Source organism: Psychrobacter sp. CX97, assembly GCF_057396285.1.
The window spans coordinates 1-25,782 of sequence record NZ_JBXYJE010000015.1 but is presented as its reverse complement, the minus strand read 5'-3'; the positions used below and the strand labels follow the sequence as shown (position 1 = coordinate 25,782).

Here is a 25,782-nt window from a genome sequence, read left to right as displayed (position 1 = left end):
TGTCATAACGTTCCTCAAAGGTTTTATATTGAGGTGTTGTGGTACTTTCTGCTGTGCCAGTTGCTGCTGCAATAGTTTCTGTTTCAGAAGTCGATGAGGGGGCACTCGTATTAGATTGTGTCATGAGCTATCCTGATTTAGAATATGAGTTTAGAGCATTATTATGATTGAGATTATACAATAGAAGGTATGATAACGTATTTTAGTTGTTACCCTATATTATCATTATTAGCATGCATGAGAAATGAAAGCGGGATTATAAAAGGTTGTAAAACAGTTTGTTTGAATGTTTTTAGCGCTAAAATCTATCTTATTTTATTTTATCCACATCATTTTACTTACATACTCTGTACGAGGATAAGCCGTTGAATAAATCGTAAAATATGACTAACGTGAAATATGGCTAACAATGTCACAACGTTTAATTAACTTTTCATTAAGATTATTCGGGTGTATCTGGTTCACATGGTAGTAGTAAATACGTTATCATATTCTATAATAGTTAATTATGATTATTTGCCTGTTATAAGTTAATTAAATATCTTAAGTTAGTTAATTATCAATTTATATGTCTGATGAATATCAATATAGATAATCAGTCTTTTTAGAAGCAGTTTTATTAAAAGTAGTCATTCTACTAGACGTTATTTTTATAAAACAGTTAACTTACTGATCATTTTAAACTGAGCCTATTTATTAATGAGTATGTGTTATTAATGAAGTATGTGTTATTAATGAGTATGTGCGCAAAGTGTTTTCATTTATATATAGTTTTACTACTTTATACTAATTTCTCAAAAAGTTTTTTAAGGATTAATAATGAAATTTGATACCAAACGTGGCTTTGCTATAGCCACCCTAGCAGCCGCTGTCGGTTTAGCATCTTTGCCAGCATCTGCAGCAGAATATAGCGCAGGTAAAGATTTTAAAGTCCTCAATAATCCTGAAAAAATTAGTGGCGATAATATTATTGTTCGAGAGTTTTTTTGGTATGGTTGTCCGCATTGCTACTCTCTGAATCCATACATGCAAAAATGGGAAAAAACCAAAGCAGATGATGTGATTTTCTTTGAAACACCCGCTGCGCTGAACCCTAAATGGGAAGCTAATGCTCGAGGTTTTTATGCCGCTCAGCTCATGGGGTATCAAAGTAAGACGCATAATAAGCTATTTGATGCCATTCATAAACAGAATAAAACGTTGTTTGATCAAAACTCGCTGGCAAAATGGTACGCTAGTCAAGGCGTCGATCAGAAAAAATTTAATAGCCTTTATAATTCATTTGCGGTAAGTACCAAGATTGCCCGTTCTAAAGCGGGTGCTAAGCGCTACCAATTAACAGGTGTGCCCGCTGTTGTGGTACAGGGCAAATATGTGGTTCAAGGCGATCCTGCTGAAGTACCAAAGGTAGTTGATTATCTGGTCAATAAAGTACGCATGGACTTAAAAGCAGGTAAATAGCTGTTTATTATAACCTCTTATTATTATCCTTATTTATAGGTAAGCTTTTACAAGTAACCTTTTGATAGGTAACCTTTTATAAGTAACCTTTTGATAGGTAACCTTTTATAAGTAACCTTTTGATAGGTAACCTTTTATAAGTAATCTCTTGATAAGTCAGTTATTATAAATAACCTGCTTTTAGTTTTGCTTTAACCCTGTCTGAAAGTCGTGCGGTATTTTTATTGTTATATATCATTCGATATATGTCATGAAGATGCTGATGTTATCGTGAATCGGTCTTCAATAAACAGGCCTCTGATAAAACGCGATGAATAACAAGCCAGCTTAATCATTAAGCTGGCTTTTTTGCGGTTTTACTCTTTAAGTGGTTATGGCTATACTTAAAGAAATTTAGAGAAAGATAGGCAAGGTAAAACATTGACCCTTTACCCAAACAATAATTGAAACAATAATTGAAGCAATAGGAGCCATTATGCCAGCATTACGCCCAGATGTAGATCCAGATGGTTTATTAGAGTACTCAGTGGTTTACACTGATCGAGCTTTAAACCATATGTCGCAGGTGTTCCAACAAGTGATGAGAGACTTATCAAGCAATTTAAAGGACGTATATGCTGCTGATGCGGTTGCTATCGTACCAGGTTCGGGTACATTTGCTATGGAAGCAGTGGCCCGTCAACTAGCAAACGATAAAGACTGTTTAGTAGTGCGTAATGGTTGGTTTAGCTATCGTTGGACACAAATTTTAGAAAAAGGCAAAATCGCTAAATCATCCACCGTTTTAAAAGCCACTCAAGTTGATGAAGGTGTTGAAGGCGCACCAAATCCATTCGCTCCCATTGCTATTGATCAGGCTGTTGCTGCGATTAAGGAGCAAAAACCTGCCATCGTCTTTGCGCCGCATGTTGAAACGGCATCAGGCATGATTTTGTCAGAGGATTACATTAAACAATTAGCAGATGCGGTGCATAGCGTTAATGGCCTGTTAGTAATTGACTGTATCGCATCAGGGTGTATCTGGCTAGATATGAAGGCGCTTGGCATCGATGTTATTATTTCTGCACCGCAAAAAGGCTGGAGTAGTACCCCTTGTGCTGGCCTTGTCATGCTTAGTGAAAAAGCAGTGGCTCAGGTAGAGACAACTGAATCAGATAGCTTCAGTATTGATTTAAAACAGTGGCTAAATATCATGCGTGCCTTCGAAAATGGTGGCCATGCTTATCATGCCACAATGCCAACAGACGGCCTACGAATATTTCGAGATGTGATGCTAGAAGCTAAAGAAATCGGCTTCGATACCTTAAAAGAAGCTCAGTGGGAGCTTGGCAATCGCATTCGTGATTTGCTTGAAGACCGCGGTATTCAAAGTGTTGCTGCCGAAGGCTATCAAGCACCAGGTGTTGTGGTTTGTTATACCGAAGATGATGGCATGCACAAAGGCAGTGCCTTTGCTGAGTTTGGTATGCAAATTGCTGCGGGTGTGCCACTTAAAGTAGGCGAGCCAGAGAGCTTTAAGACATTCCGTTTAGGTCTATTTGGTCTTGATAAACTAAAAGATGTGGATGGGGCGGTAAGTCGCTTTAAGGCAGTGCTGGATAAGGTAAAACCTGCCTAACTTTGGTAGATTTTAAGGTGGTAACATAAACCAACTCGTTGAGTTGGTTTTTTTGTTTGGTTATTTAGGTTCTGGCCAACGTTAGTCAATGATAGTCACAATAACTGTAAACGCTTGCCTTGTATCGATTTTAAAGTTATTTGACACAGATGACATCTTAGATTACTTCGGCTGTAGCCATCTATGAATGTTAATGCCCCACTTTAGGTTCTTCATGCGCCATAGAGCGTGCCGCATTACGCAGCTCATACTTTTGCACTTTACCGGTACTGGTTTTGGGGATTTCGGCAAATATAATATGCTTAGGTACCTTAAACTTAGCTAAATTTTGATGGCAATGCTCAATCACTTGGTCACGGGTTAAGGTGGAACCTTCGGTAATTTCGATAAAGGCGACGGGCACTTCGCCCCATTTTTCATTAGATGCCGCCACTACGCCGCAGCTACTGACTTCTGGAAGCTTATACAGCACATTTTCAATCTCAATACTTGAGATATTCTCGCCACCAGAGATGATAATATCTTTTAATCTGTCCATAATTTTGATATAGCCATCTGGGTATTTGACCCCTAAATCACCAGTGCGGAACCAGCCTCCTTCAAAGGCCTTTGCAGTTGCTTTCGCATTTTTTAAGTAGCCTTTCATGACCATGTTACCTTTTAACGCAAGCTCGCCCATTTCTTCTCCATTAGGGGAGACAGGCTCTGTGGTACCCTGTTTAAATACTTCAAAACCAGTCATAAGATGGGAGGCAACACCTTGGCGAGATTTTTTTGACGCTCGTTCCGAAATGGTTAAGGCCTCCCAAGATTGATGTTCGGCACAAATAGTAACGGGACCATATACTTCGGTTAAGCCATAGACATGAGTAATATTGAAACCCATTGCTTCCATCTTCTCTAACATAGCTTCTGACGGTGGTGCCCCTGCGACAAAGCCTTTTACTTCATGGCCAATCGCTTGTTTAAGCGACTCGCTACCAGCGGCAATCATATTATGTACAATGGGTGCAGCGCTATAATGTGTGATCTTGTATTTAGCGATTAGCTTTAAGATAAGCTCGGCATCAATTTGGCGTAGACAAACATTAACACCAGCCCGTTCGCCAATAGTCCAGGGGAAGCACCAGCCGTTACAGTGGAACATAGGCAGTGTCCATAAATAAACGGCATGCTTTGGCATATCCCAATCTAAAACATTAGACACTGCATTCAAAGCCGCACCTCGGTGATGGTATACAACGCCTTTTGGCACTCCTGTTGTGCCAGAGGTATAATTGAGTGAGATGGCATCCCACTCATCACTGGGATAAATCATCTGATCAAAGGCTTCTATTGCCTTTTCATCTGCAAACTTGCCTGATGCAACTAGCTCCTCATAAGTCATTGTGCCAAACGGCTCTACATTTGGTAGCGCTGCATCAGTGGCATGGATAATAATAATATTGGGAAAGGTTTCTTCGATAAGCTCAATGAAATGAGCAAATTCGCTATCTATAATAAGCACTTTTGATTCTGAATGTTGTAAGCAAAAGGTCAGGGCGTTGATATCGAGGCGAGTATTGAGTGTGCACAAAACGCCTTGTGACATGGGAACACCATAGGCGACTTCTACCATAGCAGGCGTGTTTGGCATCATAACCGCCACGGTATCGTCTTTGCTAACGCCCAGATTCTTTAAAGCATGAGCAAGCTGGCGACAACGCCTTTGTGTTTCTGACCAAGTGTAAACAATAGGGTCATCTACTAGATTGTCGTAAATTATAGAGGGGCTGTCAGGGTAGACAGCGGCGGTACGCGAAAGAAATTGCAAAGGCGTTAAAGGTTGGTGATTGGCTGGTGTTTTTGTCAGCCCAGTACTGTAGTCGGTCATATTCTGATAATCCTTTATCTGTGAGGTATAAGGGTATGTTAGGAGGTATATACTTTATTTCTTTAAATAGTGATGATTACGCATTCAAATTCGTGTGTTTAGTGTATAAATTTAAGGGGTTGCCTGTGAATATTTATAAATATTATAGTAGGCGGTAGATTTATAGTGTAGTGGCTCAATGATAAAAAATAAAACTTTAGACGGATACGACATACTTATCATGACCTATATAAATAAGCATGTGCTAGCATAGTCATGACATTTAATATATCAGTGCGTACGTATTAACTCAAAAAATTTTATACAACCACGGGTTGTTTAACTTAGGTTTTGTTGAATGTTTTCTTTATTAATTAAAAAGTTACGTTAGTATGTAATGCACTCAATCTCCCCCGTACTTATAAAAGCATAAGGATATACTATGGCAGCCAACGCTACCTTGAATGACTCTATTCAATCTAATACCATACCGTACCCCCACATATTTGAGCCTCTTGATTTAGGTTATACCACACTTAAAAACCGTATAGTTATGGGTTCAATGCACACAGGGCTTGAGGATCGATTTTATAACTATGGCAAATTAGCGGCCTACTTTGCCGAGCGAGCCAAGGGTGGGGTAGCGATGATGATAACGGGTGGCATTTCTCCCAACCGAGAGGGATGGCTATTGCCTGCAGGTGGCACCATGAATAATAAAGCTGATGTCATTAATCATCAACGAGTGACTCGTGCCGTGCATCGTTACGACAGTAAAATCATTATGCAAATCTTGCACAGCGGTCGTTATGGTTATCATCCTTTTGTGGTATCAGCAAGCCCCATTAAATCGCCAATTTCTCCTTTTAAACCGCGTCAGATGAGTATTAAGAATATTCAGAATACTGTTGATGACTATGCTCGTGCTGCTAAATTAGCCAAAGAAGCGGGCTATGATGGTGTGGAGATTATGGGTTCAGAGGGTTATCTGCTCAATCAATTTCTATCGAGTCATGTCAATCAGCGTACTGATGAGTATGGAGGAGATATTCATGGCCGCATGAAGTTTGCTGTTGAGGTGGTACGTGCAGTGCGTCAAGCCGTTGATAATGATTTTATCATCATTTTCCGATTGTCTATGATTGATTTGGTGCCAGATGGCAATGTGATGGATGAAGTAATTACCGTGGCAAAGGCATTAGAAGCAGCAGGCGTAACCATATTTAATACTGGTATTGGCTGGCATGAAGCACGTGTGCCTACTATTGTTACCAGTGTACCTCGAGCCACCTTTGTGGATTATACCGCTGAGCTTAAAAAACATGTCACTATCCCAGTGATGGCGGCAAATCGTATTAATATGCCAGATACCGCTGAGCAAATACTGACAAAGGGTCAAGCAGATCTCATTCAAATGGCACGCCCATTCTTGGCAGATCCTGACTGGGTTAACAAAGCTCAAAAGGGCCAAGCGGATCTTATCAATACCTGCATTGCTTGTAATCAGGCGTGTCTTGATCATACTTTTGAAAATAAACGCTCGACGTGTTTAGTTAATCCACGTGCTTGTTATGAGACTGAGCTTAAATATGAGCCCGCAAAATTGCCGAAAAAGATAGCCGTCGTTGGTGGTGGAGTTGCAGGAATGTCAGCCGCAACCATTGCCGCCAAAAGGGGCCATAAGGTTACGTTATATGAAGCTAAAGATATTTTAGGCGGACAGTTTAATTACGCTAAAGTGATTCCGGGTAAAGAAGAGTTCTTTGAAACCATTCGCTATTATATAAATGAGTTAGACCATCAAGGTGTTACCGTTCAGCTTAACACCAAAGTAACGCATGAAATGATAGAGAAGGAAGATTATGATCATGTCATTATTGCAACTGGCGTAGTTCCACGTAGTTTGGTTGGGAAGCTAGACGGGGTAGACCATCCTAAAGTGATTAGTTATGCGCAGCTTCTAGCCGGTGAGAAAGCCGTTGGCGATACCGTTGCCGTGATTGGTGCTGGCGGTATTGGTTTTGATGTTAGTGAGTATTTGACGGCTCGTCATGGTCAGCCCCTTCATGAGCTTGGTCCTGAGACGTTAAAAGACCCAAGCTATCGCCCAGAGCCACAATCAGTAGAAGATTGGAAAGAGGAATGGGGGGTCAACGATGACGCAAACTATCAAACTGAGGGCGGACTTAAAAATCCCGAGACTATCGCGCCAATGCGTCAAGTATATCTCATGCAAAGGAGTAAAGGTCGCCTAGGCAAGGGTCTTAACAAAACCACAGGCTGGGTACATCGCGCTCATATTAAAGCGCATGGTGTTAAACAATTGGCTGGCGTTCAGTACGAAAAAGTGACTAATGAAGGTATCTGGATTACGACTGCTCAGGGGCATAGTCAGCTTCTGCGGGTAGATAATATCATTGTTTGTGCTGGGCAAGAGTCGGTTAATGATTTGATGCCTGCTACAACAAATGCGCATAATATATCTATGAAAAAAAGTAAGGCGCAATATCATATTATTGGTGGTGCAAAGCTTGCTGCTGAATTAGATGCCAAACGTGCCATCCGTGATGGGGCAGAGCTTGCTGCTAGACTTTGAAGTTGGAGAAAAGAGTTAAAGAGTTCACACGCTCTAACCTTTAAATAGTGATAAATCGTTTAGCGGATTGGGTAAATAGCTAATTGCACAAATAGCTAATAACTCACTTTATAAGGGAAGTTTTTATATTTATATCCCTGAGGGTTAACTATTCAAAAATTTATATAGCGTATAGGATACAACGTTAATTTAAGTTTAGATTTATAAGCATGAAACCCATATATGTTATGGTTTAGTAGGTGTTTATTATAGGTATTTTTAAGCCAAATATACAAGGCAATTATAACGATGCATAATCAGTCACTAAGTATAATATTGTCGCATGATAACGTTATAACGAATAACAGTAAGGATAGATGATGGGCTATGAAAAATTATTTGACCCTGTGAAAATGGGCACGCAAACGCTTAAAAATAGAGTGCTTATGGCACCGCTTACCCGTTTAAGAGCAATTGAACCAGGTGATATTCCAACGCCACTTGCTCAAACTTATTATAGTCAGCGAGCAGGTTCAGGATTAATCATTAGTGAAGCGACTCAAGTCTCTTTTCAATCCAAAGGCTATTCTGGAGCACCGGGCATACACACTGATGCACAAATAGAGGCGTGGAGAAAAATCGTCGACGCGGTTCATGCCAAAGGCGGCAAAATTGTGGTTCAGCTATGGCACACAGGTTTGGTTTCTCATAAGAGCGTTCAGCCAGACGGTAAACCGCCGATATCTGCATCTGATATTGATGTTGGGGTGCGTACCTCGTTGCGAGATAGTAATGGAAATCCCATTCGAGCTGAAGCTACGCCGCCACGTCCAGCAACTTTGGATGAGATTCATCAAGTCATTAGCGACTTTGGTTATGCCACTCGCTGTGCTAAACAAGCAGGATTTGATGGGGTGGAGATACACGGTGCACATGGTTATTTACTGCATCAATTTTGGGCAGAGCAAACCAACCAGCGTGATGATGAGTATGGTGGTATTAAAGAGAATCGAGCACGCTTAATGTTGGAAGTAATCGATGCGTGTGTTGAGGCTTGGGATGCTGATCATATTGGTATCCGAATCTCGCCTCTGGGTTCTTTTAATAACATTGATGTGGGTTATAATGAAGAAGAAAGCATTTGGTTAATTGAGCAGATTAATAAACGCGGGATTATGTATCTACATTTGTCTGAACCGGATTGGGCAGGGGGGAGACCATATACAGATGAGTTTCGCAAAGCAGTTCGTGACAGCTTTGATCACATGATAATCGCTGCGGGTGGGTATACGCCAGAAAAAGCAGTGACGCTTATTGAAGCTGGTTTAATTGATGCTGTTGCGTTTGGGCGAGATTATATTGCTAATCCCGACTTGGCTGAACGTATAAAGATGGGTGCTGAATTAAATGAGCAGGATCCTAAAACTTTTTATGGCGGTGCTGAAGAGGGATATACTGATTATCCCTTTATAGATGAAAAGTAGTGATTGATAAGTAGTGATTGATAAGTAGTTATGGATGGCAAATTAGTATTCTTATCAATGATCATTGTCGCAGGTTGTTTTTTACATTTTATTCATAAGATAACACCTAACTCTTTTAAATCGTCTCTCTTATTTTAGTGTGATAACTTTTATAATATATATAAGATAGTTTTGTTTTAAGATGGTTTTTATCTAATAGGATTTTGTTCCAAAGAGAGGGAGACAAACGAAAAAGATATAACCCCTAAAAAAAAGTCATGCAAAATTTGCATGACTTTTTCATTGGCAGAAGCGCTAGCTATGTTTGTTACAACAGTAAATTTACGTTTCACTCGTCAAAAAAACGCATTAAGCCATTCAATAATAAATCATCACGAATACGTACAGGATGCTTAAGATGTTGAGCAAGAATGGGCGCATCACCGCCAGTAATGGTTAATTCATAATTAATATGACTATTTGATACCTCATTAACGGCGCCAACAATTGACAGTAATATACCTCGATGAACAGCGTCGGAGGTATTTATGCCTGGGTCAATACTGTCAAATGTCCCATTCGCAATGGTTATTTGTTTGGTGCCTGAAAATAAGGCCTCTCTCTGTAAATAGATACTGGGGAAAATATAACCACCGATGTGATGGGCATGATCGACTAGATCTATGGTTAATGCAGTACCACAGCCTATGATGCACTGACATTTTTTGCGGTCTACAGCGCCAAGGATTTGGAGCCAGCGGTCAACACCCAACAGTGTGGGGTCGTAATCACTCATTAAGAGTGGATGTTTTGCGTCAACATGGACAAACTCAAAGGGAATGTCTAGTACGGCTAAGGATTTAGCAACCTGAGTGTTAATTTGTTGACCGAGTACTGACGAGATGCCAATAAAATCCGGTGCAAAATTGGCAAAGCGGTCCGTTAAGCCAATAAGTAGTTCAGCGGGGGCTTGCAGATGCTGTCTTGCTTTGCTAGTAATCGCTTGACCAATATCATCAGTCAGCCAGTATTTCAGTCTTGTGTTGCCTAGATCTAGCCACAGCTTCGCCATAAATCATCCTTAAAATGCTAGCGTGAAAATCAGTAAAACTGATGATGTTTTTTACTCTATATAAATTTAACGTAACCGTATGAGAGGGTGGCCTCATTTAGATTATTGACTCAGAGAAGGTTAGTTTATTGCATAGCTTGTCTCAATAAAATCGACTACAGTGTTGACCTCCCTGAATGTACCAGCTTTATTACAAGGGGTCGATCGCCTGATAGCGAAATTATTTGAGTTCACCTATAAATGAGGGTAAGCTCTAAATCAGGCCGTTATTATTTCATCATATGGTAATTCTTTCAAATAGGTCATTAAAAAAAGTGTTGTAAAAAGCTGCTATAAAAAAAGGCGCTATACAGCGCCTTTTTATATTAATTATACGATTTAGCATCAACGACAAATAAAATGTTGACGGGTGTTGCCTAGTATAAAGGTTATGCCTGTTACAACGTTATCTATCTTCTAGAGCCCGTGCGGTTAACTTGCGCAATTCTTCTGGAGACGACCATAGACCTTCAAGATCATAAAAACCTCGGGCTTGCGATGTCATAATATGAACGACGACACCTCCTAAATCAACCAATGTCCAATCACTGTCTTTTTCGCCTTCACGGCCAAGTGGCATAAAACCATTTTTCTTGGATATCTCGCCAACTTTGTCCGCTAAAGCACTAACATGACGTTTTGATGTACCTTCGGCAATAACCATGTATTCCATAACATCAGTTAGTTCCCGCACATTGAGTACGGTAATATTTTGAGCTTTAACCTCATCCAATGCACTTTGAACCATAGTTAGGCATTCTTGTAGCTTTTCATCGCTCATTGGTGCATTTTGTTTCATTGTAACTGTCATATTTTTCCTATCGGTTTTGCTGTATCTACTAGATAACGATCGTTTTAAAATATCCAAACAGCAGGTTTAAACGTGATCTAAGAGTATTAAAGAGCCAGTTCTTAAAAATGAATAGTACCTGAACTATCAATTCATTCAGAACGATATAAGTTATTTTGCATAATATACGAATAAACTTCAGCTGGCAAAGTAGATTTTGCGGTTTTAAAATCATTATGAGCAATTGCTGCTCTTATCAGGCTACTTGAAATCGGTGCTACGCTATGGGAATCAATATATATGCGTCCATGAGGGCTGGTTTTCAAGCTATCATGATCGGTCGTAATTTGAAGTTGCAGATTTATAGATAAAGATTCCACAATATCGCTGATTGACTGTGGGTTATCTCTGGGTATAACCCAAAGATGGGCATACTGGGTTAGTTGTGCTCCTTTTTTCCACCTATCTAAACTGGCAATACTATCTGCGCCAAGTACAAAAATGATACTGGCATGAGGGTATTCTTTTCTAAGCTTAGTTAAGGTGTCTATGGTATAAGTTGGCGGGGTTTGCCAAATTTCATGCTCACTAACATGGTACTGAGTTTCCAGCGTTGCTACAGATGGGTTAGCTTCTGGTTTAGCCTGTGCTTGTAAAGCGTCGCAAACTAAGCGAAGCATATTCAGGCGATGTTGAGGGTCTGTACTTGCTGTTTTCAAGGGCGAGCGGGAGGTGGGTAAAAAACTGGCTTGGATACTTTGCCATTCATCAGGGGGCTGAATGTTTGATGTGGCAGATAAAGTCCTATAGACATGAGTTAACATTGCCACATGACTATTATGAACGGGATCAAAAGAGCCGCCTAGATAGATATGGATAGGTAAGTTTTTTAGCATAGGTGTTTTAGCATGAGTTTTTTAGCATAGGTGTTTTTGCATGAGTTTTTAGTCAAATTAATTAGAAGCGGTTAAAGTGTGCACTTTGCTTGCAGTACAGAGTTGAATAAACAGCTATCCTCTAAGCTTGATTGCCTTGTCAGCATTTTAGACTACTTTAACCATTTGCGGTTATTTAATATGACAGTGGTCAATATGAATTGCGCATATCATTACCCAATTTAATGGGGTATAAAAGTTGGCAAACTTAAGTCTAAGTAGCAATAATTTTATCAGGATTACCAGAATGGTATAAGGGTTACTAGAATTTATAAGGATTACCAGACGACGTAATGCATAATCTAAAGGCCGGCTGGGAATACCAGCCGGCCTTCTTAATAGTTTCAAAAAAGTCAGACTTAAACCTTTCGAATATTTACCTAACCAATTAAGCGACGAGCTTAATGGATTAAATGATCAGTTAAAATACTCAATTGCACTGATAGCTTTAAACCTCATCACTACTGGCTTGGATAGCGGTTAAAGCAATGGTATAAACGATATCATCGACTAATGCACCACGAGACAGATCATTAACGGGTTTGTTTAAGCCTTGCAGCATTGGACCAACACTCACAACATTTGCACTACGTTGCACGGCTTTGTAAGTGGTGTTACCTGTATTTAAATCTGGGAAGATAAATACATTAGCCTGACCTGCTACCGGAGAATCTGGTGCTTTAGATTTACCAACGCTGCTAACAAAAGCTGCATCGTATTGAAGCGGACCGTCAATGACTAAGTCTGGGGCACGTTCTTTAACGATACGAGTGGCTTCAATGACTTTTTCTACATCTGCACCGGTTCCAGATGACCCTGTTGAATAACTAATCATCGCCACTTTTGGCTCGATACCAAACGCTTTCGCAGAAGCAGCAGATTGAATGGCAATCTCCGCAAGCTCTTGAGCGTTAGGATCTGGATTGATGGCACAATCGCCGTACACAACCACTTGCTCAGGCAATAGCATAAAAAAGATTGAAGACACTAATGAGTATTCTGGCGCTGTTTTAATAAGCTGGAATGCGGGGCGCACTGTATTGGCAGTCGTATGAATGGCACCAGATACTAAGCCGTCAACTTCATCTAAATGAAGCATAGTGGTGCCAAGTACCACGGTATCTTTTAGTTGTTCAGCTGCTTGCTCAGGTGTTGCTTTACCTTTACGTCGCTCAACAAACGCAGCGATATATTTGTTGATATCGATTGTATCGGGATCAATAATTTCTATATCTTTAGGTAGCGTCACGCCACGCTCATTTGCCACCTTTTCAACATCCTTACGGCGAGCGATAAGCACACAGTTTGCAATACCACGACTTTGACAAATGGCCGCCGCTTCAACCGTCCGTGGTTCAGAACCTTCAGGCAAAACAATTCGCATTTTTGCCTTTTGCGATTTACTGACAATTTGATGACGGAAAGCAGAAGGAGACATACGTACTTTGTAGTCTCGTTTAAAATAATCGTTAATCCAGTCGATATCTAAATGGGCGGCCACAAATTCGGTAACTTTTTTAGCGCGTTCTACATCATCTTGTGGAATTTCATTGGTAATATTCGATAGGTTGTGAACGGTCTCTAAACTGTTTGTTTTAACACTCATAACAGGTAGGCCGGCGCTGAGTGCTGGCTTACAAAGGTCTAATACTGTTTTGTTAGGGATAATATCGCCTGTCAATACGATACCTGCCATGAGAATGTTGTTCACTTCAGCCATTGCCGTTGCTAATAGTAGATCTTCACGGTCGCCAGGCGTAACGATCAGTGTGCCGGGTTTAAATACTTCCCCTATACGTGAAATAGTTCGTGCCGTTAGGCTGGTATTTAATACCCGACGGGATTTGGCGTTACCTTCATTTAACCAAGTAGCCCCTAAGTTTTGGGCAATATCCCAAGTGCGAGGCACTGATAAAATATCGCTAAAAGGTACCACGCCAATTAAATGAAACTTCTCGGTTGCAAACGCAGGAGCATGGGCTTTCATTGCCGCCACAAACGTATCTTCTAAATCTAGCTTAGCGCTACCCGGCAGCTGGGCAGAGCCTGAGTCTGTAGCGCTTAAGTTTGTTGAAGCACCTTTTGTCGAAGCATCGTCTGTCGAAGCATGGCCTGAAGAGACGGCACTTGGAGATACAGGTACATTTTTGGCGCGCATTAAAATGCAGCCTATAGTACGAAGACCAGCGATACCGCCATATTCTCTAGCATGAACATCCAACTTATCAGCAAGAAGCTCAGGCTTATTAAGATCCGCTTTACTGACTAAGATAACTTTAGCATCTAGCGCATTTGATAGAGCATGGTTAACATCGGTTGCGTAGTTTACCTCTTCAGTCGGTTGTAGGCCTTCACAAATAGCGACATCATAGTCTTTAGCCAGCTGCTGCTGTTTGACAACCACTTCTTCCATTATATCGTCTAAGTTACCGTTACTTAAGGTACGCTCTACACGATTACGAGGGATTGATGAGGGAGGATTTAAACCAAAAGTGCGTCTTGCGAGCTCACTTGAGCTGTCGAGAGTATGCTGAGTATCGAATGAGTCATCTTGGGAGAAGGGCTTCATAAAGCCAGCTTTTATTCCCGCATGTTGTAGTGTTCTAATTAGACCTAATGCAGAAGAAGTCAGGCCAATGCCTCGGCCGGTGGGCACAAGTAATATTGTTTGCATAAACGAATCCTTATTTGTTTTAAACGTGGCTATTATTTTTATTGTTGAAAGAGGTGCTAGAAAGCTTTGCCTCATGTTCCCGTGCTATATTTTTACTTAGCTATATTTTTGTTAAGCCATATATAGTCATGAGTGATAGCGATAAGTGTTGACCTTCATGCTAAGTCTAACAATAGAAAATACCTACACTCTTTTATAAAGCCCAATTGACAACGTCGTTAGTTATAGGATGATTCAAACCCGATTAGAAATAATAATAAGGCACTATTAATACACAAATATGATTATGTGCTAATCAGGTGCTCATCCATTATTTATGTCTTTGTGTTATAACAGTCCCAGAACTTCGCGGGTTTCTTGCGCAATTTGGTACTCTTCATCCGTCGGAATAACCCAAAGCTCGTAACGGCTCGATTCAGAATGGAAACTACCTTCTTTACCACCAAATAATGCTTTATTTTTATCCGCATCTACTGCTAAGCCAAAATGACGCATAACGTCAACAATGCGAGCTCGAATGCCAGCAGCATTTTCGCCAATCCCACCTGTAAAGGCGATGCCAGTAATTTCAGGTAAAGCGCATGAGATAGAGGCTAAGTATTTTCCGACTCGGTAGCAGAACATCTCATAGGCAAGTGCGGCATCTTTTTGACCAGGATGAGAGTCATCATTGGCAATCTCTTCAATGGTACGCATATCATTTGACACACCGGAAACACCTAAAAGTCCACTTTCTTTATTGAGTAGTGTATCAATCTCTTCAATGTTTAAGTTTAATTTGCGTTTTAGGTATAAATGTAGGCCAGGATCGACATCGCCACTGCGTGTACCCATCATTAAACCTTCTAGAGGCGTTAAGCCCATACTGGTGTCTAGGCTTTTACCGTCATAAACAGCAGACGCTGAGCTACCATTACCCAAGTGAGCCACTAACCAGCCATGAGGGCCTTCAGTTTCAGTAATTTGGCTAGCACGATTTGATACATAAGCGTGTGACGTGCCATGAAAGCCATATCGACGGATATAATGACTTTCGTATAAATCTTTTGGAATGGCATAACGAAATGCTTTAGGCGGCATCGTTTGGTGAAAAGCGGTATCAAAAACCACCACTTGAGGAAGGTCGGGGTGAATGGCTTGAACGGCTTCAATACCAGCTGCGTTGGCTGGATTGTGTAATGGCGCTAACTCTTTAAGACGTTTAATTTCACTTAATACGTGTGGCGTTATTGCCTGAGCATTACTAAATTCGCGTCCACCATGAACGCCGCGATGACCAACCGCAATAGGTTGTTGATTGCCCAGTACCTCCATGATTTTTACAAGGGCGGCTTTGTGGTTGGCACCCGGAATACGAATTTCAGTTTTCGTACCATCTAATTCTTTATGAACAATACGCGCATGGTCAAGTCCCAAGTTTTCCGCAAGGCCGGTAATGCGGTGTTGATTATCCTGACTAATTAAGGCGTATTTGATAGATGATGACCCACAGTTGACAACTAGGGTAGGTTTAGTAATGGAGGTATGGCTCATAAAGTGTCCTTGCAAGAATATTTGACATAAAAAAAGGGTGCTGACTGCTAAAATAGCTATTGGTTAAGATTCAGGCCCAGCAAGATAAAAAGGCCTACTGGTTACGGTGCATAATAGGTTTATTTTTGAGTGGAGTAACTATTTATTATATTATTTTATTATCTTATTATTTACTTTATGTTCTTATCTCATTTACTTTTATGTGAGTGGATTAAATTCCATGATACAACTCATGGTTTATATAAAATTTGCAACATTCGCGGCATTTGAGTAATAACGAATGAGTAAAATAAAAGAAGGTGGGTTTAAAGTGCTGATCAAGGTGTCTATTAAATCCATATTATTTATATGTTCAAATTGTCAGCTTGTAATAATGGGTTACTATGGTATCAAAACTGAGTCGTTAAAATTAGGCATAAAAAACATCAGCATTATAAAGACGCTAATATACAAAGTGTTTAGCATTAGCAAACAGAATAAGTGTCTCTATATTAACTATCTGTATATAAAGATATTATGACTATAAAGGCTTACTAAACAGTTGGTTAATCAAAGGAAGGCGTATTTATTATTCAGCAAATAGGGCTCATATATTTACTTGAGTTATCATGCCTAGCGATATAATACTATATAAATAAGTATAACTACATTTATCTCGTTGAGATTACCTATTTTAAGAACGTCTGTAAAGGAGTAATGAAGATCAATGATAAAAACATAAGGGTTTTAAGATGTCTTCTATAAGTTGTCAATAGAGATAATAGTTTTAGGCAAGCCTAGAGATTTTTGCTACTATGAAAAGCTTTTTATTTAAGTTTGTTATGATTTTTAGTTTATTATAAATGGCTAAATGAGGGCTTTGGCTGTAACAAACAATACAAAAATTTGGTTGATAATATGACTTTACAATCTGTCAAAAACACTAAAAAACCTTTTGCTAGAGGTGCTTATAGCGTTATCGCAATCTTGGTATCGTTAACGGGATGTGGCCAAAAGGGCGACTTATATATGCCAGAGGAAGCCAATAGTAATACTGACTTTATTCTTTATAAGTACAATAAAGATGAAAATGATATTAAAAGTTTGAATTCAGATGAGCCTGAGGGAAGTGTGGATATAGATAGTATTACTAATGACCCAAACGATTATTAAGAACGTATAATAATTTGGGCATATCAAATATTTGCAAATTAGCACTATTAATTACTAATCCTTTATCTAAACTGCATTGCAGACTAAGCGCAAACCCAAGATAATGTGAGAACGTGAGTCTATATAAAAAGAATACGATTGGCTTTTCTTGTCGCCCTCGCTTACCATGCTCGTTTGTTGGCTTATGTGGTCGTCTATAATAATTTAGATTTTTACCGTATTGCCCCCTCTTATAATGATTTTGATTGACTCTCAAACTGATAACATTTATTCAAAATGGATACCCACGGAAATGATAAAAAACGACCCCTGTCAAGACAACCCTGCATACCCTGCTACTGAGAAAAACGATATGGGCCTACGTATTCATCCAGAAGCTTTTGTGGATAAAATACCTGCACTGGATTATAAGCAAAACGTGCTGCATATTGAGGGGATAAGTGTTGACGCTCTAGTAGAAAAATATGAAACCCCATTATACGTTTATTCAAAAACTGCCATACTGGATGCCTACACAGCTTATACTACCAGCTTTGCAGCTATTGACCATCAGGTCTGTTATGCAGTAAAAGCCAATTCAAATTTAGCGGTTTTAGGGGTTTTGGCGAAAGCAGGCTCAGGTTTTGATTTAGTATCCGGTGGAGAGTTGGCGCGCGTACTGGCTGTTGGCGCTGACCCCAGTAAAATTGTTTTTTCTGGGGTGGGCAAAAGCCATGCTGATATTAAAGCAGCATTAACAGCAGGCATTGGCTGTTTTAACGTTGAATCTTTAAGTGAGCTTGATACGATTAATACAATTGCAGGTAATCTTGGCGTAGTTGCCCCCATCTCCTTGCGAGTAAATCCTGATGTAGATGCAAAAACGCATCCTTATATCTCCACTGGACTTAAAGATAATAAGTTTGGAATTAGCCATGACGTTGCCATCGAAGCCTATCAATATGCAGATAAACTTGAGCATCTAAATGTTGTGGGGATTGACTGCCATATCGGTTCGCAGCTCACTGAGATTACCCCCTTTGTAGCCGCACTTGATAAATTATGTGAGCTTATTGATTCATTAAAACAAGTAGGTATTGAGCTTACTCACATTGATCTGGGTGGAGGGCTAGGGGTTACTTATCTTGATGAGGTGGTGGCTGAGGTCAATACTTTTGCTGAGGCATTACTCCCAAAATTACAGGAATTAGGATTAAAAGTATTTTTTGAGCCAGGTCGCAGTATTGTTGCCAATGCCGGTGTGCTACTTACATCGGTTGACGTATTAAAACCCACAGCACATAAGAATTTTGCTATTGTTGACGCAGCAATGAATGATTTAATTCGACCTTCACTATATCAAGCTGAGATGGCCATCATACCCGCAAAACTCACTAATCTTAACGATGAAAGACATTGGGATATTGTCGGTGCGGTATGTGAAACAGGCGATTTTCTAGCTAAGAACCGTATGTTAGCTTTAACGGTAAATGATGTTTTAGCAGTAACAGGGGCTGGAGCGTATGGCTTTGTGATGAGCAGTAATTATAACTCTCGCCCTCGCTGTGCTGAAGTTATGGTAGAGGGCAATCAGCACCAGCTGGTGCGTAAGCGTGAGACAATTGAGCAGTTATTTGTAGGCGAAAGCCAGTGGCAATTGGATTAGTGCTTATTTGTTATTAGATTATAATTAAGGCGTTCCTAAGATATTGAATAAAAGGTAACAGATTACCTAGGCCCTGTATCATAATTGATACGGGGTTTTTTAGTGGATAGACCTTTATAGTCGGCGAACTTATAAAGAGTCACGGTGTTAACCTCGTTAAGCCTACTTCAGTAGTACTTGCAATCGGTTGCCTTGTGACTACTTTAAAGTTCTTTGACTATAGTGGATAGACCTTAACCATTGCGATTTAGTCAGATTTAATTGAATATAGCTACATACAGGTTCACTTAATCAAGCTAAACCAATTCCAACAGTTCAATATTATCAATGTCATAATCTGCATGTTAAGATAGAATAAATATCAAATTTAAGGACAAACTATGCTTATTGAGTTTACTAAAATGCACGGTCTGGGCAACGATTTTATGGTCATTGACCTTGTAACACAGCGTTTAGATTTGACCCCACAAATGATACAGCTTTTAGGCGATCGCCATCGCGGCATCGGCTTTGATCAGTTGTTAGTGGTTGAGCCACCCATGCGTCCAGATGTTGATTTTCGTTATCGTATATATAACGCAGACGGTACTGAGGTAGGACAGTGCGGCAATGGTGCTCGCTGTTTTGCGCGGTTTGTACAAGCACGTAAACTTTCGTTTAAACAGCGCATTCGTGTAGAGACTAAGTCAGGAATTTTAACGTTAAGTACCGACAGTTATGGATGGGTACAAGTTGATATGGGCAAGCCAAGGTTTGAGCCATCAGAGATACCTTTTAAACCAAAAGCCATTACAAAGATTCAAAATGCATATCATCTGAATGTTGAGGGTACGCCTGTGCAGTTATATGTTGCAAGTATGGGAAACCCACATGCTGTTATTAAAGTCGATGATATTTTAGAGGCTGATGTTGAAAAGTTAGGTAAAGCTATTGAGTCGCACCCAGCATTTCCTGAAAAGGTAAATGTGGGTTTTATGCAGATTATGAATCAGCGTCATATTCGTCTGCGTGTGTATGAGCGAGGGGTTGGCGAGACCCAAGCGTGTGGTACAGGGGCTTGTGCAGCTGTTGCTATAGGTATTCGTGAAGGTTGGTTAGATGAAGCTGAAGACGTTCGCGCCCAGCTATATGGTGGCAGTCTGCTGATCAGTTGGTCACCTGGTTATTCAGTAATGATGACGGGCCCGACAGCCTTTGTGTATGAGGGTGTATTTAGTCCCGATGGACTAATGGCACAGGCTGGTGTCAAGATAGATGATTAAGATAGAAGAGGCCAGCGACAGTAGCAATAGCAAGACACTCATAATATCAATAGTGTGGATATTGATAGTGAGGATATCGATATTATGAGTGATATGTCGCCACATATGGTAGCACTGTTAGAGCCAGTGGAACGATGGTTAAACGAGCTGTCTGTACGCAAATTATCTCCGCATACCATTGATGCCTATTATGCTGCTTTATACCAATTGGCATGTTATGTTGAGCAAGCAGGGCTGACGTGGACACGCTGTGATAAACGACAATTAGCGAAGCATATTGGCAATCGGTTGGAGCGAGATGCATTAGCCATATCTAGCGTACAGCAAGAGCTGTCTGCTATTCGTCATTTTTATAGTTGGATGATTGAGCAAGGGCTGGCACGTATCAATCCAACGACGGGTTATAAGCTTAAACGCTCGCCTAGACCTCTACCGTCTATCGCTGATGGCGATCTTATCACTCAGCTATTAGAGCAACCAATGCCCGATACGCCTGAGCAAGCGAGGTTGTGGATACGTGATAAAGCCATGTTTGAACTTCTATACAGTAGTGGCCTACGTGTTGGCGAGCTGGTAAGTTTAGATGTTTCTGATTTGAGAGTAGATGCAAGCGGCGAACGAGGGCAGATAAGGGTAACCGGAAAAGGAAATAAAACCCGTTTAGTGCCTGTGGGTGAAAAGGCACTACAGGCAATTACCACTTATTTGCCACATCGGTATTTGTGGGAAGAGCACGGTGATACCGCTTTATTTATTAGTGAAAAGTTAGGAACACGGCTTACCACTCGTGCTGTACAGCAGCGTTTAAAAGTAGTCGCAACAAGAGCAGGCATTGCGCAAAATATGTATCCACATTTATTGCGCCATTGTTTTGCATCGCATATGCTTTCTGGCAGTGGCGATTTGCGAGCGGTACAAGAGATGTTAGGACACAGCAATATTAGTACCACGCAAATATATACCCATGTTGACTTCGCTAAGCTAACTCAGGTATATGATAAAGCGCATCCTAGAGCCGTACACAATAAGGTCATTTATGGTAGTAATCAATAGTTTAAATGAGCCTAGCTTATCTTGCCTACCATAAGCGGTAACCATTTAACACAAACGATGACAGTGATGAATTGGCATATTCTGCCGGCAGATTTGTTGTGCCTGCTTGTCAAAGGGTGCGGTAATTAAAGCATATTCTGTCGATAGTCTGGTTTGATCAATCTTAGCAATCAGCTCGCCATTTGCGTTGGCAATAGCACTATGACCCCAAGTGTCTCGGCTCGAGTTATTACCGTAATGAGTACCCCCTTGAGCAGAACCGACTAACATACACTGCGCATCTAAAGCTCGAGCCTTAAGTAGTAGCTCCCAATGAGCCTTACCCGTCTGATAGGTAAATGCAGAGGGCGCAGTCAAAATATCTGCTCCTGCTTGATGTAATCGCTGTGCTAATGCTGGAAAGCGTAGATCAAAACAGACCATCATCCCTACAGATAGTTGTCGTGTATTTAAAGTGGTGTTTGTACTGCCAAGTAAATTGGCCATATCGCATGTGGCAACGACCGTTGTATTACCGGCTTCAAATGTGCGACCTTCGTCATAGCTACCCGTACTATCAGCCACCTCCGCTTTGAACAAATGTATTTTATCATAACGGGCGATGCGTTTGCCGTCAGGTGCAAACATCTGGCTTACTTGTCTTAGTTTATCATTTGGTACAGGCGTGCCATCAGGACGGTAGGGACATGGTAGCGTACCGGCCAAAATAAACATTTGATGCTTAGCAGCCAGATTGGCATACCATGTTGATATTTCATCAAATCTTTCGCCAAGTTCTTTTTGTCTGCCCATCTTACAAGCATTTTCAGGCAAAACTAGTAAGTGTACACTTTCAAGCTCAGCTTTTTTGGTTGCATTGCTTATAATAGATAGATTATCATCAATCACTTTTTGGCTATTAAGCTGAACACATCCGATTATGGGTTGATTCATAGAAAATTATCACTCTTTATAAGTAAGCTAAATGAAAATTAATAGACCGTTTTTTGTTAATCTTATCTTTTAACTGGGTGTCAGTAATAGACTTGGGTTGTGGTATGCAATTCGACGGAGCAATAGCACTGCTGCATATCTACGATACTATTATTAGTCTAGTTAGGTTAGCATAGAACTAGGTGATATTGTCTTTGAAATTATTTGAACTCTGAAAACGGTAACCAATTGACAGCCATTCTCGAAATAAATTAACAAATTGTATTCAATTAGTCTATGTCATTTTTAACACTGGTTCCTTAAAATCAACAAAATTTTGGTAACCGTTTACGCCTTTAAAGCTTATGTTTTATCGGTTTTTTTGATCATTGTAAGTTAGCAGATTATGCTTTTTGATGCTCTATCTGTAGCATGTCATATTACTATACTAGCGTGCTATATTTAATTTACAACAGCTATAAACGATACTTATGCAATAAACAAAAGCACCAAAAAACGATATCTAGGCATGACACGATATATGCTGGGCAATTTTTACAAATAGAGTTTTATCACTAACTTGTGGCTTATAAAAGCGTTTACTTTAACATATCAAGTAATCCTTTCGTCTATATTAAAAACAACTCTAAATAACAAGTAAACCTATCATGAGTATTTCATTTGGTTTGGGTAGCAATTTAACCACGTCGCTATCAACCTCTCAAAAGCTGACCCCCCAGATGCAACAAGCTATCAAGCTGTTGCAGATGTCAAGTGTTGAGCTGGAACAAGAAGTGCAAATGAAGCTGGATAGTAATCCACTACTTGAGCGTGTGGAAGAGGAGACTATAAATGCCGATGACTTTGATAGCATAGAAGAGTTAACGCGTTTGGAGTCAGATTCAGATTTTGTACATGATGATGGTTACAATGATAAATACGATAATGATAAGTACGAACATGCTTATGATGAACCATTTGAGACTAACGCTGACAAAGATATCTATGCGTCATCCACTGCTTTATCTCGTGATGATCCTCAGGGTCATAATACAGAGCTTAATGGCTCAGAGAATAGTGAGCCCCTAAATAGTGATTTAACAGATTTAGGCGCGGATAATAATTTTGATACAGACCCCCTAATGGAGTTGTCGAATCTAAAGTCATCAAGCGATAAAGTCCAATCTAATCAAGATAGTGATTCTTTAGAAAGTAATTATCTAGAAAGTGACTTTCAATATAATGACAAGCAATATAATGACAAGCAAGATAGTAACCAGCAAGATGTCAAAGACACTAGTGAAAATATGGCAGAAAACACGCTTGGTGAGTATGAAATTGATACAAACTGGGACGAAGTGTACACGCATGCGCCAACCGGCCTAGCCAGTCGAGACTTTGATGACATTGATGATTACCAAGGTGCTACTTCTGTTAATCTTCAAGATCACATCCGTTGGCAACTAAATTTTAAGCATTTGTCAAATATTGATATTTTAATTGCTAACTACTTAATTGATGCTATGGATGAGTCTGGTTTTATTCGGATTGAAATTGATGAGCTTAAACAAAACTTTGATACCATGTCTAGCTTTTATCAATGGGATGAGAAGATAGACTATGAACAAATAGAGATGATGTTCCATGTCATTCAATCTTGTGAGCCGCTAGGGGTTGGTGCTCGAAATCTAGCCGAATGCTTACAGATTCAATTGAGAAAGCTTCCTGAAAAAACACCCTATCGAAATCTAGCCATTAATCTATTAGATAAGTATGAGTATCTAGTCAGTAATAACATTAAGGCCTTGATTAAAGAGACAGGTGTCAAAAGAAATGAAATAAGTGACTGCTTAGCTTTGATACGCAAACTGAACCCTTCGCCAGGTACCGCGTTTTTAAATACCCAATCAAGTTATGGCACAATTCTTGCCGGCTATGACGTTCCTGATGTGTTGGTTAGTATGGTTCAACAAGATGATAATAGTGCTCCTATTTGGCAGGTTAAGCTAAACCCTGATACCTTACCTAAGCTCAAAATAAATAAAGAGTATGCTAATTTGGTAAAGCGGGGTGATGACAGTCCAGACAATGTTTATTTACGTGATAATCTGACTGATGCACGATTATTTATTCGTAGTATTGAAGAGCGAAACCAAAACTTACTGAAAGTAGCCACTCGGATTGTTGAACGTCAGCAGGATTTTTTGCTCCAAGGTCCTACTGCCATGAAGCCTCTGATTTTAAAAGACATAGCTGAGGCGGTCGACCTCCATGAGTCTACTGTTTCACGGTTAACAACCAGTAAAAGTATATTAACGCCAAAAGGTTTATTTCCGTTGAAATACTTTTTCTCATCGCACGTATCCAGTAGTGAGGGTGATGTATCCTCTACTGCAATTTGTGCCATGATCCAACACTTAATCGATAGCGAAGATCCAAAGAAACCTCTTTCAGATAGGGCGATTCAAGAGTATCTCGAAAACGAAGGTATAGACATTGCTCGGCGCACGGTATCAAAGTATCGCGAGGCTATGAATATTGGTTCATCAACCCAGCGTAAGATAAAATTCTAAAGCCATTTTATCAATTGCCTTCTCGTTACTCAAAACCCTCTATATTAACCTACTTATACGCATTAATTAGTTAAGTTAATCGCTTTGATCGATTCGAATACCTTGCCCATATCTTGAAAGTGCCAAGCGGCGGGTGCAAGATATTGTCGTCTCCTATTATGTGGACAATAATAAACCTATATACGGTTGCCAAGCCGTAGCATAAAAGACAAAATTTTTCGATTATATCGACTTATAGAAATATTAACAGTTATATTTACAAATATTTACACTAAATGCGCTTGTTTGTTTTGTAAATTCATGACAAATTAAAGATGCTTACCTGATATAAATATGTTTCTATAAATATTATAAATAGGTAAGCTGGCTTAATAAGGATATTAAGTTGAGTGATTTCTAACGTACCGTCATGTATTAGAAGCAATAAAGAAATTAATATGACGGTATATTAATGAACACCTCCAAAATTACATTGATTTTGAGTCTTTATATTTATTTGGTTTTTGTTCATTAAACTGTCTGTTAATAAGTTGCTTGAGGTATTTATAACCTCTACAAACAACATAAGGATTTAAGCGTATGAATATTTCAGTTAGTGGTCATCATATTAGTGTAACCGAGGCCTTAAAAGAGGCGGTAATGGATAAATTATCTAAAGTTGAACGCCACTTTGACCAAATTCAGACTATTAAGGTTATTTTATCTGTAGAGAATAGTAATAGCGATTTAAATAACCACAAAGCAGAGGCAATAATGCGCGTCTCAGGTCAAGAAATGTTTGTGCAAGCGCAGGAAGATGATATGTACAAGGCCATCAATGTTATGGCTGACAAATTAGATCGTCAAGTAAGAAAGTATAAAACTAGAATGGAGAGGGGTAACCGCTCATCTAAAAGAGAATTAGCGTATGGGCAATCTTCTACCGACTCTGACACAGGTTCTGATTCTGAAGTTGCCTGATCTGAAGTTGCTTGATAGGTGCCTTAATAGGGCCAAATACTAAAACCTTATAATCAGAAAAGCCATAAAAAAGACTTTAATTGTTTTGAACTGACCCCCAAAAGTTGGACACAACTTATGGGGTATTTTTATGCGTTACAATCTAGATTTTAAGATCAAAGTCATAGGATACTATAAGCAAGGACATACCGGTCATGCCACAGCAAAGAAGTT

17 protein-coding genes are annotated in these 25,782 nt (G+C 39.8%); 10 read left to right on the top strand and 7 right to left on the bottom strand.

Annotated elements, in window-relative coordinates; genetic code table 11:
* The first annotated feature begins 819 nt into the window (after positions 1–819).
* Together AC2SLL_RS11090 and AC2SLL_RS11085 are read left to right on the top strand one after the other, a co-directional pair.
* Complete coding sequence (locus tag AC2SLL_RS11090) at positions 820–1,461, top strand: thiol:disulfide interchange protein DsbA/DsbL (protein ID WP_486531755.1); 642 nt, start codon at positions 820–822, stop codon at positions 1,459–1,461.
* A 475-nt stretch (positions 1,462–1,936) separates the two neighbouring features.
* Positions 1,937–3,079 (top strand): aminotransferase class V-fold PLP-dependent enzyme, encoded by a 1,143-nt coding sequence (locus AC2SLL_RS11085; protein ID WP_486531754.1) that lies wholly within the window; start codon positions 1,937–1,939, stop codon positions 3,077–3,079.
* A 190-nt stretch (positions 3,080–3,269) separates the two neighbouring features.
* Here the strand turns inward: AC2SLL_RS11085 and AC2SLL_RS11080 are convergent, their stop codons facing one another.
* Positions 3,270–4,952 carry an AMP-binding protein gene (locus tag AC2SLL_RS11080; protein WP_486531753.1) on the bottom strand — a complete coding sequence of 561 codons (1,683 nt, stop codon included), beginning with the start codon at positions 4,950–4,952 and terminating at the stop codon, positions 3,270–3,272.
* 421 nt (positions 4,953–5,373) lie between these two features.
* On the opposite strand from AC2SLL_RS11080, the gene AC2SLL_RS11075 reads away from it, so the two are divergent.
* Both AC2SLL_RS11075 and nemA read left to right on the top strand, forming a co-directional pair.
* On the top strand, positions 5,374–7,527 hold the full coding sequence (locus AC2SLL_RS11075) for a 2,4-dienoyl-CoA reductase FMN-binding domain-containing protein (protein ID WP_486531752.1): 2,154 nt from the start codon (positions 5,374–5,376) through the stop codon (positions 7,525–7,527).
* A 359-nt stretch (positions 7,528–7,886) separates the two neighbouring features.
* Positions 7,887–8,990 (top strand): N-ethylmaleimide reductase, encoded by a 1,104-nt coding sequence (gene nemA, locus AC2SLL_RS11070; RefSeq protein ID WP_486531751.1) that lies wholly within the window; start codon positions 7,887–7,889, stop codon positions 8,988–8,990.
* Positions 8,991–9,318: 328 nt separating this feature from the next.
* Here nemA and AC2SLL_RS11065 read toward each other — a convergent pair whose 3' ends face one another.
* From AC2SLL_RS11065 to AC2SLL_RS11045, 5 genes are all read right to left on the bottom strand, one after another.
* Positions 9,319–10,041, bottom strand: a complete 723-nt coding sequence (locus AC2SLL_RS11065) for a pantothenate kinase (protein ID WP_486531750.1) — start codon at positions 10,039–10,041, stop codon at positions 9,319–9,321.
* Between the two features lie 445 nt (positions 10,042–10,486).
* On the bottom strand, positions 10,487–10,861 hold the full coding sequence (gene rsfS, locus AC2SLL_RS11060; protein WP_486531777.1) for a ribosome silencing factor: 375 nt from the start codon (positions 10,859–10,861) through the stop codon (positions 10,487–10,489).
* A gap of 161 nt (positions 10,862–11,022) precedes the next feature.
* Positions 11,023–11,766 (bottom strand): nicotinate-nicotinamide nucleotide adenylyltransferase, encoded by a 744-nt coding sequence (locus AC2SLL_RS11055; RefSeq protein WP_486531749.1) that lies wholly within the window; start codon positions 11,764–11,766, stop codon positions 11,023–11,025.
* Positions 11,767–12,253: 487 nt separating this feature from the next.
* Positions 12,254–14,479, bottom strand: a complete 2,226-nt coding sequence (pta, locus tag AC2SLL_RS11050) for a phosphate acetyltransferase (RefSeq protein WP_486531748.1) — start codon at positions 14,477–14,479, stop codon at positions 12,254–12,256.
* 327 nt (positions 14,480–14,806) lie between these two features.
* Positions 14,807–16,012 (bottom strand): acetate/propionate family kinase, encoded by a 1,206-nt coding sequence (locus AC2SLL_RS11045; protein ID WP_486531747.1) that lies wholly within the window; start codon positions 16,010–16,012, stop codon positions 14,807–14,809.
* Between the two features lie 897 nt (positions 16,013–16,909).
* Between AC2SLL_RS11045 and lptM the strand changes: the two genes are divergently transcribed.
* From lptM to AC2SLL_RS11025, 4 genes are all read left to right on the top strand, one after another.
* Positions 16,910–17,164, top strand: coding sequence for an LPS translocon maturation chaperone LptM (lptM, locus tag AC2SLL_RS11040; protein ID WP_486531746.1), 255 nt, complete (start codon positions 16,910–16,912; stop codon positions 17,162–17,164).
* Between the two features lie 292 nt (positions 17,165–17,456).
* On the top strand, positions 17,457–18,809 hold the full coding sequence (gene lysA, locus AC2SLL_RS11035; protein ID WP_486531745.1) for a diaminopimelate decarboxylase: 1,353 nt from the start codon (positions 17,457–17,459) through the stop codon (positions 18,807–18,809).
* A 380-nt stretch (positions 18,810–19,189) separates the two neighbouring features.
* Entirely contained in the window at positions 19,190–20,071 is an 882-nt protein-coding gene (gene dapF, locus AC2SLL_RS11030; RefSeq protein ID WP_486531744.1) for a diaminopimelate epimerase, read from the top strand.
* A gap of 84 nt (positions 20,072–20,155) precedes the next feature.
* On the top strand, positions 20,156–21,124 hold the full coding sequence (locus tag AC2SLL_RS11025) for a tyrosine recombinase XerC (protein WP_486531743.1): 969 nt from the start codon (positions 20,156–20,158) through the stop codon (positions 21,122–21,124).
* Between the two features lie 45 nt (positions 21,125–21,169).
* On the opposite strand, the gene AC2SLL_RS11020 is transcribed toward AC2SLL_RS11025, so the two are convergent.
* The gene (locus AC2SLL_RS11020; RefSeq protein ID WP_486531742.1) at positions 21,170–22,057 is read right to left on the bottom strand and encodes a nitrilase-related carbon-nitrogen hydrolase; all 888 of its coding nucleotides are present in this window, start codon (positions 22,055–22,057) and stop codon (positions 21,170–21,172) included.
* Between the two features lie 647 nt (positions 22,058–22,704).
* Between AC2SLL_RS11020 and rpoN the strand changes: the two genes are divergently transcribed.
* Both rpoN and hpf read left to right on the top strand, forming a co-directional pair.
* Positions 22,705–24,609 carry an RNA polymerase factor sigma-54 gene (gene rpoN, locus AC2SLL_RS11015; RefSeq protein WP_486531741.1) on the top strand — a complete coding sequence of 635 codons (1,905 nt, stop codon included), beginning with the start codon at positions 22,705–22,707 and terminating at the stop codon, positions 24,607–24,609.
* A gap of 579 nt (positions 24,610–25,188) precedes the next feature.
* A complete protein-coding gene (hpf, locus tag AC2SLL_RS11010; RefSeq protein ID WP_486531740.1) occupies positions 25,189–25,569 on the top strand; it encodes a ribosome hibernation-promoting factor, HPF/YfiA family in 381 nt (126 codons plus the stop codon).
* The last annotated feature ends 213 nt before the right edge of the window (positions 25,570–25,782 follow it).